The 16,250-nt window shown below is 51.0% G+C and carries 14 protein-coding genes; 1 reads left to right on the plus strand and 13 read right to left on the minus strand.

The genetic code is table 11. The features are described from left to right. Window positions 1-44 precede the first annotated feature (44 nt). From ABWO75_RS00985 to ABWO75_RS00995, 3 genes are read right to left on the minus strand one after another with little or no spacing between them, the layout of a single operon-like run. Entirely contained in the window at window positions 45-1,826 is a 1,782-nt protein-coding gene (locus ABWO75_RS00985; RefSeq protein ID WP_353181632.1) for an acyl-CoA dehydrogenase FadE, read from the minus strand. Window positions 1,827-1,842: 16 nt separating this feature from the next. Continuing rightward, window positions 1,843-3,111 carry an acetyl-CoA C-acyltransferase gene (locus tag ABWO75_RS00990; protein WP_353181634.1) on the minus strand — a complete coding sequence of 423 codons (1,269 nt, stop codon included), beginning with the start codon at window positions 3,109-3,111 and terminating at the stop codon, window positions 1,843-1,845. Between the two features lie 26 nt (window positions 3,112-3,137). Next, entirely contained in the window at window positions 3,138-5,612 is a 2,475-nt protein-coding gene (locus tag ABWO75_RS00995; protein WP_353181636.1) for a 3-hydroxyacyl-CoA dehydrogenase/enoyl-CoA hydratase family protein, read from the minus strand. Between the two features lie 280 nt (window positions 5,613-5,892). On the opposite strand from ABWO75_RS00995, the gene ABWO75_RS01000 reads away from it, so the two are divergent. Next, the gene (locus ABWO75_RS01000) at window positions 5,893-6,852 is read left to right on the plus strand and encodes an isopenicillin N synthase family dioxygenase (RefSeq protein ID WP_353181638.1); all 960 of its coding nucleotides are present in this window, start codon (window positions 5,893-5,895) and stop codon (window positions 6,850-6,852) included. A 97-nt stretch (window positions 6,853-6,949) separates the two neighbouring features. On the opposite strand, the gene ABWO75_RS01005 is transcribed toward ABWO75_RS01000, so the two are convergent. The 10 genes from ABWO75_RS01005 to ABWO75_RS01050 form a co-directional block, all read right to left on the minus strand. Continuing rightward, on the minus strand, window positions 6,950-7,219 hold the full coding sequence (locus ABWO75_RS01005; protein ID WP_353181640.1) for a hypothetical protein: 270 nt from the start codon (window positions 7,217-7,219) through the stop codon (window positions 6,950-6,952). Between the two features lie 467 nt (window positions 7,220-7,686). After that, window positions 7,687-7,953: a hypothetical protein gene (locus ABWO75_RS01010; protein WP_353181642.1), complete on the minus strand. Its 267-nt coding sequence runs from the start codon at window positions 7,951-7,953 to the stop codon at window positions 7,687-7,689. Between the two features lie 83 nt (window positions 7,954-8,036). Further along, a complete protein-coding gene (locus ABWO75_RS01015) occupies window positions 8,037-8,729 on the minus strand; it encodes a sulfite exporter TauE/SafE family protein (protein WP_353181644.1) in 693 nt (230 codons plus the stop codon). Beyond that, complete coding sequence (locus ABWO75_RS01020) at window positions 8,726-9,178, minus strand: FixH family protein (protein WP_353181646.1); 453 nt, start codon at window positions 9,176-9,178, stop codon at window positions 8,726-8,728. The genes ABWO75_RS01015 and ABWO75_RS01020 overlap by 4 nt, the downstream gene beginning before the upstream one ends. A gap of 4 nt (window positions 9,179-9,182) precedes the next feature. Then, window positions 9,183-10,565, minus strand: a complete 1,383-nt coding sequence (gene ccoG, locus ABWO75_RS01025; RefSeq protein WP_353181648.1) for a cytochrome c oxidase accessory protein CcoG — start codon at window positions 10,563-10,565, stop codon at window positions 9,183-9,185. A 9-nt stretch (window positions 10,566-10,574) separates the two neighbouring features. Further along, window positions 10,575-11,468, minus strand: a complete 894-nt coding sequence (locus ABWO75_RS01030) for a cbb3-type cytochrome c oxidase N-terminal domain-containing protein (RefSeq protein ID WP_353181650.1) — start codon at window positions 11,466-11,468, stop codon at window positions 10,575-10,577. Window positions 11,469-11,471: 3 nt separating this feature from the next. Continuing rightward, the gene (locus tag ABWO75_RS01035) at window positions 11,472-11,663 is read right to left on the minus strand and encodes a hypothetical protein (protein ID WP_257657509.1); all 192 of its coding nucleotides are present in this window, start codon (window positions 11,661-11,663) and stop codon (window positions 11,472-11,474) included. Window positions 11,664-11,695: 32 nt separating this feature from the next. Further along, a complete protein-coding gene (ccoN, locus tag ABWO75_RS01040) occupies window positions 11,696-13,825 on the minus strand; it encodes a cytochrome-c oxidase, cbb3-type subunit I (protein WP_353181652.1) in 2,130 nt (709 codons plus the stop codon). A 243-nt stretch (window positions 13,826-14,068) separates the two neighbouring features. Then, window positions 14,069-14,287 (minus strand): cbb3-type cytochrome oxidase assembly protein CcoS, encoded by a 219-nt coding sequence (gene ccoS, locus ABWO75_RS01045; protein ID WP_353181654.1) that lies wholly within the window; start codon window positions 14,285-14,287, stop codon window positions 14,069-14,071. Then, a partial coding sequence (locus ABWO75_RS01050; RefSeq protein WP_353181656.1) for a heavy metal translocating P-type ATPase occupies window positions 14,284-16,250 on the minus strand: 1,967 nt, incomplete at its 5' end. The genes ABWO75_RS01050 and ccoS, both read right to left, overlap by 4 nt.

Genomic DNA, 16,250 nt, shown 5'->3' on the forward strand with positions numbered 1-16,250 from the left:
CGGTTACGGGCGCCACCGTAGCCGACCGCCGGCAGCGGGTATTATTAAAAACAGTATTTATTAGCTTCAATCAGGCGGTGGGCAATCTGCCGGCGTGCATTCTTGCTATTGAATGGCTCTACCTTGGTAAAGCGGCGCAAACCCATCAATAGCAAGCGCAGTTCATCGCCCTCAGCAAATCCGAGCAGGGCCTCTTTACCCGCGAGGTAAATGCGGTCAACGGCTGCGTGCAGGTAAATACGGGCCATCAACGTCCGGGTGCCGCCCGTGTCCCCCTCACCCTGCTGCTGTGCCAGCTTTTCAGCCCGGAGCAACGCCGATTCAGCAATATAGACGTCACCGACCATATCGGCTAGCTGCATCAGGATCTCCTGCTCCTGCGAAAGCGCTGCCGCCATCTTTTTCACCGCAGCCCCAGCTACCAGCAATACCGCCTTTTTAAGGTTAACCAGCAACTGCTTTTCGCGGATAAAAGGAGTGTCTTCGACGACTCCCGGATCCGGAATGGCCATCAACTCATCGGCTACCGCCTGTGCAGGCCCCATGAGATCAAGTTCCCCTTTAAGGGCGCGCTTGAGCAGCATATCCACCATAAGCAGCCGGTTTACTTCATTCGTACCTTCAAAAATACGGTTGATGCGCGCATCGCGATACGCCCGTTCCATGGGCGCATCAGCGGAATACCCCATTCCTCCGTATACCTGCACACCCTCATCCACCACATAGTCGAGCATTTCCGACCCCCATACCTTAAGAATAGCGCATTCGACAGCAAACCTTTCGGTTGCTTTCAGCTTCGCCTGTGCATCATCCATACCTTCGGCAGATAGCATTCTACAGGTATCGTCAATTTGCTGCCCGGCACGGTAGGCCGCGCTTTCCACGGCAAAGGTACGGACGGCCATTTCAGCAAGCTTATGCTGTATGGCACCGAATGTGGCAATCTGTACACCAAACTGCATCCGCTCATTGGCATAAGTAACCGCCTGGTCGATTACGCGCCGTGCTGCGCCGATGGCCGCGGCCGCGAGTTTGATGCGGCCGATGTTAAGAATATTTACGGCTATGCGGAATCCGTTTCCCCGTTCGGAAAGCATGTTTTCAACCGGTACGGCACAGTCGTTAAAAAACAGCTGCCGGGTCGACGAGCCTTTAATACCCATTTTATGTTCTTCAGGGTTCATTGTGATCCCTCCGAATCCGCGCTCAACGATAAAAGCAGTCAAGTGTTGATCGTCATCAATTTTGGCGAACACAATAAACACATCGGCAAAACCACCGTTAGTGATCCACATTTTCTGGCCATTGATCAGGTAGTGGGTCCCTTCCGCATTGCGTCTGGCGCTGGTACGGCCGGAGTTGGCATCCGATCCGGCATTTGGCTCCGTTAGGCAATATGCCGCCTTCCACTCACCTGTTGCCAGCCGGGGCAGGTACCTGCCTTTCTGTGCAGTACTGCCGTAATAGAGGATGGGCAATGTGCCGATGCCCGTATGTGCTGATAGTGCCACAGCGAAGGAGTGTCCCGCGCCGACAGCATCCGTTACCAGCATCGCCGTGTTGAAGTTTTTTCCAAAACCGCCATATTCTTCGGGAATGGACACACTGAGTAACCCCAGTTCTCCCGCCTTATCCAGCAGGTGCTGCATCAAACCCGTTTCCTGTGCGTCGATACGATCCAGGTTAGGATAAACTTCCGTCTTAAGAAAATCTTCGCAGGTTTGACGAATCATCCGCTGTTCCTCATCAAATTCCTCGGGAATAAACACCGACGTATAGGGCGTCTCGTTAATCAGAAAGGCTCCTCCTTGTGTGCTCGCATTCATGTTCACCGTGATAAGATCAAAGCATCTCAAAGATTCCGGCGGCCCCCTGCCCGTTACCTACGCACATGGTTACCATACCGTATCGCTGGTTTCTGCGCTTCAGTTCATGGAAAAGCTGTACCGAAAGCTTAGCCCCCGAACAACCCAGCGGATGCCCAAGTGCGATGGCACCGCCATTGACATTCAGGATTTCGGTATTAATCTTCAATTCACGGATGACGGCCAATGACTGAGAGGCGAAAGCCTCATTGAGCTCAATGAGATTCATATCATCCAGTGTCATTCCTGCCATTTTCAGTGCCTTCGGAATGGCGTGAATGGGACCGATACCCATAATCCGCGGCGGCACCCCTGCCACACCATAGGAAACCAGGCGGGCGATCGGATTGACATTCAATGATTTCAGTTTTTTCTCGGACACGACGAGCACAAATGCCGCACCGTCCGAAGTCTGCGACGAGTTTCCCGCTGTAACGCTTCCCCCTGCGGCAAACACAGGCTTCAATTTCGCCAAAGCCTCCAGATTGGTATCGGCACGGGGTCCTTCATCGGTATCCACCACATACTCGCGGGTTTTGATGCTGTTTCCACCTTTAGGCGGGTTCGTCCCTCCACCCTGCTGCCCCGCACCCATCGCCGCATCGAGGTAGTTTGATGCGTCCCACTGCCCCGCACCCATCGCCGCATCGAGGTAGTTTTCCCGTACAGTAATGGGCACCACTCCATCTTTCAGGTGGCCGTTTTTTATCGCCGCAATTGCCTTCTGGTGTGAGGCAAGGGCAAAAGCATCCTGATCTTCCCGGCTTACCCTATATTCTTTGGCCACTGCCTCCGCAGTAAGCCCCATTCCCCAGTACCAGTCGGGGTGACGTTGGGCAACTTCGGGATTGGGCACCAGTTTCCAGCCACCGAATGGCATGCCCGACATGACTTCCACACCGCCGGCAATAATGGCATCAGCCATACCGGTCTTGATTTTGGCCACCGCTGTGGCAATCGTTTCCAGTCCGGAAGCGCAATATCGGTTTACGGTTACACCGGGCACCTTTTCGGTATTAAGCCCCATAAGTGAGATCATCCGGCCGATATTGAGTCCCTGCTCCGCTTCAGGTGTGGCATTTCCCACAATCACGTCGTCTATTTCTTCTTTATCCAGGTTAGGTACCGACGCGATCAACTGTTTAACAACTTCGGATGCCAGGTCGTCTGCCCGGGTAAAGCGGAACACCCCTCGCGGGGCTTTTCCAACCGCAGTCCGGAATCCGGCGATAATGTATGCTTCCATGTTTGTGTCTTTAATATTCAGCAAAACTAATTCCGTAAAGGTTTCCCCTTCGTTAACATGTGCTGGATACGTTCCAGCGTTTTCCGTTCACCACAGAGCGAGAGAAATGCCTCGCGCTCGAGGTCCAGCAGGTACTGTTCCGACACCTGCGTCGGTGTGGAGAGATTACCGCCGCACATCACCCAGCCGAGTTTTTCCGAAATCCGCTGGTCGTGTTCGGATATGTAGTTGCCCGCACGCATGGAGTTAGCACCCACATAGACAATACCAAGTCCCTGCTTACCCAGCACCGTGATATCCGCCCGTGGTGCGGGCTGGGTATAACCCGCTTCGGCCAGCTCCACCGCTTTGGCTTTTGCATCCGCAAGCAACCGGTTACGGTTCATGCTGACGGCATATTTGCCCGCCTGCAGGTATCCCAACTCAAAAGCCTCTGCCGCAGAAGTGGAGACCTTGGCCTGACCGATGGTAAGGAACCGCTCCCGCAACACCTGCTGTACAATCTGACCTTCTTTAAACTCGTCCGAAGCACGCAACGCAAACTCTTTGGTACCTCCTCCTCCTGGAATCACGCCTACGCCGAATTCAACGAGCCCCATGTAGGTTTCGGCGTGGAGCTGTATAAAGTCCGCATGCATTGAAAATTCACATCCGCCCCCAAGTGCCAGATTAAACGGTGCTGCCACTACGGGAATAGCCGAATAGCGAAGGCGCATCGAAGTATCCTGAAAGGTTTTTATGGCGTTATTCAGGCCATCATAGTCCTGCTCAACGGCCATCGTGAATATCAAACCGATATTGGCACCGGCTGAAAAGTTTGCACCATCATTGCCGATAACCAATCCCCGGAAGTCTTTTTCGGCGATGTCGATGGCTTGGTGAAGCCCCTGGATGACATCGCTTCCTATGGTATTCATTTTGGTGTGGAATTCCGCATTGAGAATACCGTCGCCGAGGTCGATAACGGTAAGCCCTTCATTTTTCCATACCGTGCGCTGCCCGCGGAGGTCATTTAGCATGATAAAGCTTTCGGCACCGGGTATGGGTTTGTATGATTTGCTTCGTGCATCATAATATTGGCGTACGCCGTTTTTCACCTGATAAAACGACTCGTGGCCGCTATCCAGCATCTGCCTGACCCAGTCGGCCACTTCACCGGAATGACCGGGTATCCGCCGCTCTTCCGCCCGGATTTTTTCCACCGTTTCCCTAACACCCAATGCGTCCCATATTTCAAAGGGGCCAAGTTCCCATCCAAACCCAGCGCGCATGGCATCATCGATGCGGAAAAAATCGTCCGTAATCTCCGGCACGCGCCGCGAAACATATTCAAATAACGGATAATGCATCGCCCGGAAGAGTGCACCAGCCTTGTCCGTACCCTGCTCATAAACCTTCATCCGCTTGCGGATATCTTCAACCGGCTTGGTGGTTTCCAGGGTAGCTGCGGTTACCTTTTCCTGCTTCCGGTATTCAAGTGTCCCAAGGTCAAGCGCCAGAATTTCACTGTTGCCTTTATCGTCCTTTATTTTTTTATAAAATCCCTGTTTTGCTTTTTCCCCCAGCCATTGCCGCTCCACCATCTGCCGGATATAGGGCGGAAGGTTGAATATCTCTTTTGCTTCGTCATCTGGTGCATTTTCTGACAGGCCTTTCGCTACATTCACCAGTGTATCCAGGCCGACCACGTCGGCGGTACGGAAGGTGGCCGATTTCGGGTGCCCCATGGCCGGACCTGTAAATTTGTCGACCTCCTCGACGGTCAGTTCCAGCTGCTCCACCAGGTGCGTAAGGGCCAGCATGGAGTATACGCCGATCCGGTTGCCGATAAATGCCGGTGTATCTTTGCATAGCACCGTCGTTTTTCCCAAAAATTTATCACCATAGTGCATCAGGAAGTCTACTACCTCGGTTTTGGTTTCTGGGGTGGGGATGATTTCAAGCAGGCGCAGGTAACGTGGCGGATTGAAAAAATGCGTGCCGCAGAAATGCGCCTGAAAATCGGCGCTCCTTCCCGCTGCCATCAGGTGGATGGGTATCCCCGAGGTATTCGAGGTAATCAGCGTTCCCGCCGTCCGGTACTGTTCGACCCGATCCAACAGCTGTTTCTTGATATCCAGCCGTTCCACCACGACTTCAATGACCCAGTCGGCCAAGGCGATGGCCGCCATATCATCATCAAAATTCCCGGTCTGGATAAGACTGGCGGTATGCTTACTAAACACGGGTGAGGGGTTGGTCTTGATTGCGGTTTCCAGGGATTGGTTCACCAAGCGGTTGCGCACGGCGCTGCTGTCCAGCGTCAGGCCCCTGGCTTGTTCCGCCGGCAGTAACTCGCGGGGAGCCATATCCAGCAGCAGCACCTGCACGCCTATATTGGCAAAATGACAGGCAATGCGCGACCCCATTACCCCGGAGCCCAATACCGCCACCTTTTTGATGCGCCGCCCCGGCCCGTGCTCACCGCTGCCGTGCGTTAGTTTGATCCTTTTATTTACCATGGGATGATAACATTTCCGGGGACGAGATAACGGAATATTAAACGAGCCGCCCGCACCCCGCTGTGAATACCAAACTTAAACAAACTCGCCGTCATATGCAATGATAAAAAGGAATTTATCGGTCTCGCCGCCACCATTGGAATCTAATTTAATTGTGGAAATGCACCATTACCGCCTGTACATCCGCAAGAACATCCGAACGGGGAGGTTGTTTGTTTATCGTCGTGTCAATTTGCCGCAAACCAACGAATGCTTTATATTTACCTCAAAAAGTTGCATCATGTCTATCGTCACGATACCCCGGTTGGATCTGCTTGCTTATACACAAGGTTCAGCAGCACAGCGCCGTCAATTTTCGCAGGATATCGGCACCGCCTTTACGGGGACTGGCTTTGCCACGATTACCAATCACGGCATGGATAAGGCCTTGATTACCGAATTATATAAGGTGATACAGGCGTTCTTCGCTTTACCGGAAGAAAAAAAGCGGCAGTACGAAATCCCCGGACTCGCCGGGCAGCGCGGGTATACTTCAAAAGGCAGGGAAAAAGCCAAGGATGCCCAAACACCGGATCTGAAGGAATTCTGGCAACGCGGGCAAACGCTCCGTGATGACACGCTGTCCAAAGCCGATTATCCGGACAACGTTGCTGTCTCCGAAATTCCCCGCTTTGACATAGTAACAGGCACGATATACAGCCGGCTGGAAGCTATCGGACGAGAATTACTCAAAGCCATTGCAGTTTACCTGAACCTGGACGAGGATTACTTTGAATCCAAAGTGCATCAGGGCAATTCCATTTTGCGTGCCATCCATTACTTCCCGATTGACGAACCGGATCACCTTCCCGCGGATGCCGTACGTGCGGGTGCACATGAAGACATTAACCTGATTACCCTCCTTATCGGCGCCAGTGCTGATGGGCTGGAGGTGCTCACCCGCGGAGGCACGTGGTATCCAGTGAAAGCACATGGTGAAGATATCGTCGTGAACGTGGGCGACATGCTGCAGCGGCTCACCAACAATAAACTGAAATCCACCACCCACCGTGTGGTAAATCCACCCCGTGAGCTGATGAAGATGTCGCGCTACTCCGTTCCGTTTTTCCTGCATCCGCAGGCTTCCATGAGCCTTGCTGCGCTGCAGTCCTGTGTAGATGACCAACATCCAAGTGCATATCCCGATACCACTGCAGGGGAATACCTTAACGAACGATTACGTGAGATTGGGCTGAAGTGACCGGAGTGGAGATAACCACTGTTCTCAAAAAAAGGGGCCCCCATACACCGGGCGGTGTATCTGTTGGGGGCCACACATCTACCAAATTCAATATTTTTTAATTCGCTATTTTAATTATCGTATCAACAAAGCGACGGATGCAGATTTCTCCGACAAACTTACCCTGAAATTGCTCCTGCACTTTATCAACAATTCCCTCCTTTAGCTCCTTCATATTATTTGCAAACGCAACCATGCCATAATTTCCTTCGATGGCTACCTTGGTTCTGTTTTTCCCTTCCATTACCACGAAAACAAATCTGTTCATTTTCAATAATGGTGCGGTGTCATTTCCTAATTCGTCGACTGAGTCCCCAACTTTCTTCATAAAATTTTTGTTTAATCGTATCCGGCTAGGTTAATACGACCTTCCCCATTTCGACACTGAATCGATATTCAGCTGCACCGATTACGGCGTGGTTAAATACGGCTTAAATGCTTGTACCTTTATGCAAAGATGAAGAGCACCATGCAGAAAAATGTATACAATTATTGGGATGTTCAAGGTTCCTAATTATTTGAAACCTTAATTTTCAATGAATTAACAAAATGACCGTAATTAACTTCCTGCTTACACTGCCGGGGTTTGCTGTTTTGCGGTAAACAGCGGGCTAAAATGATCAACGGGTCATTTCCCTCCGCCTACCCCCGAAGATCGTGCGACAGATAGCCATTCATCGATGCCAAAATATACGAAAACTCGTCGGTCAGCTATTCACAATAAAAGTCCAATAGCACCTAGCGATGCATTAGCCAAGGCTGGTCATCAACCAAAAAATAACAAGTGCCTGTTTGCTACTTCTTCCTTATGCTGATCAGCTCGTCGACATATTGGCGGATGCGGATTTTTCCGTGAAATGCGCCGTCAAAATGTTCCTGTATCTTGTTGATAACCGCACCTTGTATATCGTCTATTCCTTCCACAAAGAAGACGATCCCATAACGGCCTTCGACGGCCACTTTGCCCCCGTCAGGTGCATCCGTAATTACAAAAACCAATTCGGGAGGTTCATTATCGGTTTCGGCTGTGTGGTCTGGTACAGCAACTTTATTTTCACTCATCTTGCCCGCTTATTGAATAGATTGAAGCGCAAAGTTAAGAAAAAGACCATGTTGTTGTATTCAGGTTTTTGCGTACCCGTTCCCTACCTACAGGTGATTGCTCCTTCCGGATAAATCAGCGGGCTCAGGTAAGGGATATCCAGGTTAGCCCCGCGCAACAAAAACCAGCTTCCCATCACCAAAAACAGCAGGGGTAACCACTTTGCCATATTCAGGCGGAACTTCCACTTCAGGCCTGCTCCCGCGATCGAGACACCGATCATAGCGGGCAATGTGCCCAGGCCAAAAGCCATCATGAAAACAGCACTGCTCACAATGGAATCAGCACTTAGCGAAGCGGCCAGCGCCATGTATACCATACCGCACGGAAGCAGTCCGTTCAGTATCCCGGCCATAAAACTGCCTCCCGGCCGGTATAACCAATAGCCCATCAGGCGGGCTATTGGAGTAACAAGCTGTTGTTGTCTGCGGCTAAATGAGGGGGCATATTTCCCGAACAAATTAAATAGCCCCATACCCACAAGCAGTACCCCGGTACCTAATGTCATTGCCTGCTGCCACCCTTTAATGGAACCGGCGTGGCCGATCAGTCCGACTAAGAGTCCCAACAGCCCATACGTGAGTACCCGTCCCGCCTGATAGCGTAATCGGTTAAGCCATACCCCCCCTATGGATTTATTCAGGGTGGGCAGTGCCAGTACCAGCGGTCCGCACATGGCGACGCAATGCAGGCTACCAAAAAAGCCCATAAAGAAAGCCAGCTGTTGATAGCTCATTTACTTAAAAATAACTGTTTTTCAAATTGATATGGGATACCCGCAGCTTCCCATTCCAGCTGAAGTTCCCACGCACCGCGACTGAAAGCTTGCATCGGTAGCCGTAAAAGCCGGTCCGCAAAGTCAAAGGGAATCACGACGTCCTGTGCCTGGTCTGAGGGCCGCCGCAGCAACAATTGCCCTTTATTTCCCGGCTGTACAAACTGAATTGTCAGTGTATCCGCAGCAATGGTTATGCGGGGCAACGCCTCGTGCTGCCGTACGTTTTGCCTACGGCGATACACCTCATCATACTGCAGTCCCTGTTCGTAGTAATCACCTATTTCCAGCGTATCCGTATTATTGCTGACCATGTATACACCAAAAGACACGATGACCGCAATAAATAGTGCCAGTGTGATTATAATTTTGATCCCCCAGTTCATATTATTTTCCGTTATGATACCCATTTAGTTACTGTGGTGTCCAGCTTGCCCCACCGGGCGGCGCCACAAAAGTGGTTTTCAGCGTCTCCACAATTTTCCCATTTACTTCCACATTGATCCTTACGTTGGTTTTGTAGGTTTGTATTGCCTGCTGGTCGCTAATCAGGAAAAAACTCACCTGCGCGGCGGCGCCCCGTTTCAGGGTATCAATGTGATTGATTGTTTTAATGGCAAAGCGTTGGCTTTCGGGCACCAGTTGGACGGGCAGGTCACCGTTAGTCTTGTTAATCAGCTCTACATTATAAAGGTTGCTGATGGTGCCATCGGGATGTTTCTGGTAGCTGCTCCCCTTGGCCCGAAGCAATATGCCGTCTATGGCGGTACGGCTAAAGATAAGCCACCCAAATACAATCAGCAAAAACGACAGCACCAGGGTATAGGCAATCGCCCGGGTATTGCCTTTCTTTTTTGAACCGCTGAGTTCCATGGCGGAATAGAATCCAATAAGCCGCTTGGGCCTATCCAGCTTTTCCATCACGGCATCGCAGGCGTCGATACAAGCGGTACAATTAACGCATTCCATCTGGATACCGTTACGGATATCGATGCCGGTTGGACATACTTGTACACAGAGGTTACAGTCTACGCAGTCGCCCTGTTCACGTTCCGCGCCCTTTTTCCGGTGTCCACGGGGTTCCCCTCGGTTAACATCATAAGCAATGGTAATACTCTGGTCATCCAGCAGCACGCCCTGTAACCTTCCGTATGGACAGATCGTAGTACATACGATTTCACGCACATACGCGAATACACCATAAAAAACCAGCGTAAACAACAAGATGGCGGTGAGCCCGCCCAGGTGCTGGCTTACGGGGTCGGTCATGATTGTCCACAGGGCATCGACTCCAATAATATAGGCCAGAAAAATATTGGATATCAAAAACGATATACCGAAGAAAATAGTATGTTTAAGTCCCTTTTTCAGTCGTTTTTGCAGCGTATTGGGTCTTTCGTTCAGTTTACGTTGCTGCTGCCAGTCACCTTCAATCCAATATTCGATCCGGCGGAATACCAACTCCATAAAAATCGTCTGTGGACATGCCCAGCCACACCATACGCGGCCATATACCACGGTAAACAATACGACACATACCATGGCGATTAACATACCGAATACGAATATGTGCAGATCCTGCGGCCAGAATACACTGCCAAACAGCACGAATTTGCGATCAATAATGTTGAACATCAGGAATGGCTCTCCGTTGACCTTGATAAACGGTGCTGCAAAAAGGAAAAAGAGCAGGGTATAACCAAACCATTGACGGTAGTTAAACAGTTTACCACCTGGTTTTTTGGCATAAATCCACTGCCTTTTGGATTTTGTTCCCGGAATGGTAGTTACTCCCATACGATTCGCTTAAATTGCCGTTTCTTCCCCGCCAGCCGGTGTTGTTTCCACTTCCTCCAGCTGCCCCTGCGGTGCTTTCGCATTCGGGGGGTTCGTTCCCTGTAAGGAAAGGATATAATTGCTTACTTCTGCAATCTGTCCGGGAGTAAGGTTCTGTTCCCAGGGCACCATACCCTTGTCGAGCACCCCATATTTGACAACTTTGAATATCGATTTAATGTCTCCTCCATGCAGCCAGTACTCATCAGTCAGGTTAGGGCCTATCCCGCCCTCCCCGGAACCACCGTGGCACGCTGCACAGTTCTGGGTAAAGATCGCCTGACCGGAAGCAAGCACCTCAGGTGACCCATTCAGCTCCACATTATTTTCATCGACATTATTAGCCGACTGCGCGAGCCATTCCTGGCGGGCCACTTCAGCGAGCGCCATCTCCCGCTCATACTCCTGATCCTGGTTAAGGCCCCAGCCGAAGACATGATACACGCATAGGTAAATAACGGCAAAAGCCATAGATCCATAGAAAAGCGCGTTAAACCAAGCAGGCACGGGGTTATCGAGTTCCTTAATGTCGTCATACGCATGGTCGATAACCAGCTCCTCCTCTTCGGCAATCGGCCGCAGTCCCATCAGCTTATTCCACCGGGTTATACGGCGTGTCCTGCGATCGGCCCTTGCCGCTGACACGGCTGCCTTTTCGTCTTCCAGCAATTGCGGCATGGTCATCTTGATCATCGTCTGCATGGCCTTAAGCACGACTGCGGCAGCGACCAGGATAACGACCATAACCACAACCAGTGCAATCATGAGTAAATCATTGCTGCTGTTTCCACTGCTGAACGTGCGGGATACGGTTTCCGCGGCATCCGACGCGACGGCAATTTGCATGAATATCATCGTTTTCATGGATTATTCCTGTTTGTTTAGTTTAGACATATCCTGTTCGTCGTCATCAATAGGCATATCCTTCATATAGTCAATGTAATCTTTCCGCATGCGGAACAGCATCAGGCCAACGACAATGAAAAAAAGGAGGAAAATCCAGAGTGAAGCGATCAAGTACCATTCGTTTCCGTTTAAATCCGTTATTTGCTTAAACATAATCTCGTTTTTTTGTTAATAGCTGCTGCCCGTCACTCCATGGAAGCCATTGGTGCTTCCTGTGCTTTGATATCGGTACCCAGTCGCTGTAAATAGGCTATCATGGCGACAATTTCAGTATCCGGGCGAATCTGCACGTCGTTTTCCGCCAGGTCGTCTGCAATTGCCTGGGCCTGCCTTTTCAGATCGTCGAGCGCCGCGCTGACGTATTCATCTGAATAGGGCACCCCCAACAGACGCATCGCATTGAGTTTGGCAGCCGTGGTACTGATATCCAGTGTTTGCTCGATCAGCCAGGGGTAGGCCGGCATAATGCTTCCCGGCGAAGTAATCGTCGGATCAAGCAGGTGGTCGAAATGCCATTTATTCGGATATTTCATTCCGATGCGGTGCAGGTCCGGCCCCGTACGCTTAGACCCCCAGAGGAAGGGGTGGTCATACACAAACTCACCCGCCTTACTGTATTCGCCGTAACGAGCAGTTTCCGAACGGAAGGGACGTACCGTCTGTGTATGGCAGTTGACGCACCCTTCACGGATATACAGGTCGCGCCCCTGCAATTCCAGCGCCGTATAGGGCTGTACACTGGTAATAGTAGGCACGTTGGATGAGATCATGAAGGTGGGCATCATCTGCACCATCCCACCGATTAGGATCACGATCAGCGCAAGAACCATAAATAACACCGGTTTGCGTTCCAGCCGGCGATGCCTGGACCGTTCGTTGACCAGTACCGGCGCTAATTCAGGAGCCTCCGCAGGTTCATTGGCCAGCAACCGGCCTTGTTTCATCGTTTTTACCAGGTTATATGTCATTAAAATGGCACCGCTCAGGTATAATGCGCCGCCAATGGCCCGCAGCATATGCATCGGAATAATCTGAAGTGTTGTCGCCAGGAAATTAGGATACTTTAACACCCCTTCCGGTGTAAACTCTTTCCACATGAGGCCCTGTACCACGGCTGCCCAGTACATCGGAATCGCATAAAAGAGGATGCCCAATGTGCCGATCCAGAAATGGACCGAAGCAAGTTTCTTGGAGTACAGCTCGGTTTTGTAGATCCGGGGGATCAGCCAGTAGAGGATGGCGAATGTCATAAACCCATTCCACCCCAATGCACCCACATGCACATGCGCTACAATCCAGTCGGTGAAGTGCGCGATCGCGTTCACCTGTTTCAACGAAAGCATCGGGCCTTCGAACGTAGCCATGCCGTATGCAGTAAGCGCCACCACCATGAATTTAAGGATGGGTTCGGTACGCACCTTATCCCATGCACCGCGCAGGGTAAGCAGCCCATTGATCATGCCTCCCCAACTTGGCGCAATAAGCATAATGGAAAATGCTACACCGAGCGATTGCACCCATCCAGGTAACGATGTGTACAGCAAGTGGTGCGGTCCGGCCCAGATATAAATGAAGATCAGTGACCAGAAGTGGAGGATACTCAGCTTATAGGAGTAAATAGGCCGATTGGCCATTTTGGGCAAGAAATAATACATCATACCCAGGTAGGGTGTGGTGAGGAAAAACGCCACCGCATTGTGACCGTACCACCACTGTACCAGGGCGTCCTGTACACCCGCATATAGGTAGTAACTCTTCCACATGGAAACCGGCAGCTGTACCGAGTTGACAATATGCAACACTGCTACCGTGACAAACGTGGCAATGTAAAACCAGATGGCCACATACATGTGCCGCTCCCGCCGTTTAATGATGGTACCGAACATATTAATACCAAACACAACCCAGATAATGGTAATGCCAATATCGATCGGCAGTTCCAGTTCGGCATATTCATGGGAGGTTGTGATGCCAAGCGGCAGGGTAATGGCCGCTGCCAGAATGATGAGCTGCCATCCCCAGAAGTGTACCCTGCTCAGCAAATCACTGTACATACGGGCCTTAAGAAGGCGTTGCAGTGAATAATAAGCTCCCATAAATATCGCGTTACCCACGAAAGCGAAAATGACCGCGTTAGTATGCAATGGCCGTACTCTTCCGAAGGTCGTGTACTGAAGGTTGAAATTCATAAACGGCCAAACGAGTTGTACGGCAACCAATAGGCCCACGGTCATGCCCACTATGCCCCAAACAATAGTGGCGATGCCAAAATCCCTGACGATTTTGTTGTCGTAATTAAATTTAGTTAGCTGCATTGCTGTATTTGTTTTACGGCGGTAAAACTACCGTTACGGCCGGGGTGGGCGAGTGACATTGATTGGCTTTAAAAGTAATCGTGATCACAATTTGGGGTTCAAAATTGCTTCTTGTGTACCTGCAGTTATCGGCGATTATCAGCGTATTCAGGAAGAAACAGTGAAATACGCACCGCGCAAACGGCCGGCAACGGACAACACCTGCCGTGATAAACAGACACACCGCAATTGTCCTGCCCTCGGCTACGTGTTTGCTCCGGGGCTGCCGGTCGGTGCTGATTGCCTGCGTTCGCTGTTTGGTCCGCAGTCCGTATCCTGAGCTACTTCGTCGTCAAACAATATTCTTACTGATGGCGTATACGTATCTTCATGCTGACCGGTCTTATTTGCCCAGAAGAAAGCCGCCAAAAAAATCAGTGCGATAAATACGCTGCAACCGATGAGAAAGAAAATAGCACTCATAAAACAGATCGGTTTAATTGACGCTTAACTGCATAGCAGTGTGTCGCAATCGTGGTGAATCCAATGATGGTTACTGTGCTCAACGGCATCAGGATAGCCGCAAATAGCGGCGACATGGTACCCAGCACGGCAAAGCTGAGACCAATTACATTATAACTGAGCGAAATGCCAAAGCTGCAGTGAATGACCCTGACCGCATCTTTGGCAAACCGGAAAAACAACGGCAACTTAACAAACGAACGGCCATCAAGTATGGCATCGCAACCCGGTGAGAAATTATTAATATCGTCACTTACCGCGATACCGAAATCTGCCTGTTTAAGTGCCCCCGCATCGTTCAACCCGTCGCCCAGCATGCAAACCTGTTTGGTTCGCTGCTGCAGCTGCTGGATGTAATTTCGTTTTTCATCGGGCATCTGGTTAAATAGCAGTGTAGCACCGGGGGGAAAAAGCCGCTGGAGTACCGGCAGACTCCGGTCACGGTCTCCCGAAACCAGATGCAACGAATAATCCGGCTGGAATTCGGTCAGCATATCGGCAAGCCCCTCCCGCCAGGGCTGATCGACACTGAAGAAACCTTTCACAACACCATTAATGGCGACAAAGACCTGACTGCCTGTTACCGTATCCGGCCGTAGCGGCGCCCCAACAAAATCGGCACTGCCGAGGCGGAGTGAGTCACCGCCGAGTCGTGCCGTCATCCCTTTCCCGGCCAGCTCGCTGTAGGCCGAAACCGGCTTAAACTCAATAGCGCACAGCCACTTTACAATCTCACGGCTCAGCGGGTGTACGGAGTTACGGCAAACCGATGCCACCATGCCCCGCTCATCCGTGGTCAGCTCCCCATTAAACTGCATCGCTGCAGCTACCGGCGACGAAATCGTGCCCGTTTTGTCAAAAACGAGGGTATCGACAGCAGCCATCCGCTCAATCATAGCGGTATTTTTTACATAGTATCTATTTTTATCAAAAATGCTCAGTGCAGCGGAAAGTGTAAATGGACTGCTTAACGCCAGCGCACAGGGGCATGCAATAATGAGGACAGCCGTAAAGGCTCCCCAGGCCCGGCCACTGTCTCCCTGGTGCAGCCAAAACGCAGCGGCTATCACTGCAATCATGATTAAAACAGGTGTAAAATACCGGCTTACGGTATTGCTAAAGGTGTGAAACTCCTTTTCCGTCACATCACCGCTATTATTCCACAACCGTGTCAAATAGCTTTGCGATACCGGCTTGGTTATTTCGAGCTCAATGGCATCCGCAGTCTGTCGGCCGCCGGCATAAATCACGTCGCCCTGTGTTTTCTGGACGGGCTCAGATTCTCCGGTAACAAAACTGAAGTCCAATGCAGCATGTCCTTTAAGCAGAATCGCATCCGCTGGAATAATTTCGTTATTACGGATCAGAATCCGGTCGCCCACCTGTAAATCGGCAATGGGTACCGGCCGTTCGGTCTGATCGGTTATACGGGTAACGGCTACCGGGAAATATGAACGGTAATCGCGTTCAAATGAAATGTGGTGATACGTACGCGCCTGCACCCAACGGCCCACCAGAATAAAAAAGACCAGTCCGCATAGTGTATCTGCGAATCCGGGACCGCTGCCACTCAGCACTTCCGAAGCCGTCCGGATGAACAGCACGGCAATTCCAAGGGCCAGCGGTACATCGAGATTGAGCTGTCGCTGCCGTAGGCTCTGCCAGGCCGACCGGAAGTATCCCCGGGCACTGTACAGCAGTACTGGCAGGCAAAATGCCAGATTCATCCATCCAAAAAAAACCGCGTACTTGACTTCAAAGGATGCCATTCCGAAATATTCCGGAAAACTGAGCATCATCGAATTTCCGAAGCAGAAGCCAGCAACTGCAATTTTAGCAACCAAACGGTGCTGATCCAGTTTTTTTCCCGCTTTTACGACATCCTGCAACGTGATTTTAGGCTCGTATCCGATTCGGGTCAACA

It is taken from the genome of Parapedobacter lycopersici, from assembly GCF_040395035.1.
Lineage (GTDB): Bacteria > Bacteroidota > Bacteroidia > Sphingobacteriales > Sphingobacteriaceae > Parapedobacter > Parapedobacter lycopersici_A.

Coding starts and splice junctions, on each gene's coding strand:
- ABWO75_RS00985 (WP_353181632.1), bottom strand. CDS start 1,826: ATGAATGCGAGCACACAAGGAGGAGCCTTTCTGATTAACGAGACGCCC.
- ABWO75_RS00990 (WP_353181634.1), bottom strand. CDS start 3,111: ATGGAAGCATACATTATCGCCGGATTCCGGACTGCGGTTGGAAAAGCC.
- ABWO75_RS00995 (WP_353181636.1), bottom strand. CDS start 5,612: ATGGTAAATAAAAGGATCAAACTAACGCACGGCAGCGGTGAGCACGGG.
- ABWO75_RS01000 (WP_353181638.1), top strand. CDS start 5,893: ATGTCTATCGTCACGATACCCCGGTTGGATCTGCTTGCTTATACACAA.
- ABWO75_RS01005 (WP_353181640.1), bottom strand. CDS start 7,219: ATGAAGAAAGTTGGGGACTCAGTCGACGAATTAGGAAATGACACCGCA.
- ABWO75_RS01010 (WP_353181642.1), bottom strand. CDS start 7,953: ATGAGTGAAAATAAAGTTGCTGTACCAGACCACACAGCCGAAACCGAT.
- ABWO75_RS01015 (WP_353181644.1), bottom strand. CDS start 8,729: ATGAGCTATCAACAGCTGGCTTTCTTTATGGGCTTTTTTGGTAGCCTG.
- ABWO75_RS01020 (WP_353181646.1), bottom strand. CDS start 9,178: ATGGGTATCATAACGGAAAATAATATGAACTGGGGGATCAAAATTATA.
- ccoG (WP_353181648.1), bottom strand. CDS start 10,565: ATGGGAGTAACTACCATTCCGGGAACAAAATCCAAAAGGCAGTGGATT.
- ABWO75_RS01030 (WP_353181650.1), bottom strand. CDS start 11,468: ATGAAAACGATGATATTCATGCAAATTGCCGTCGCGTCGGATGCCGCG.
- ABWO75_RS01035 (WP_257657509.1), bottom strand. CDS start 11,663: ATGTTTAAGCAAATAACGGATTTAAACGGAAACGAATGGTACTTGATC.
- ccoN (WP_353181652.1), bottom strand. CDS start 13,825: ATGCAGCTAACTAAATTTAATTACGACAACAAAATCGTCAGGGATTTT.
- ccoS (WP_353181654.1), bottom strand. CDS start 14,287: ATGAGTGCTATTTTCTTTCTCATCGGTTGCAGCGTATTTATCGCACTG.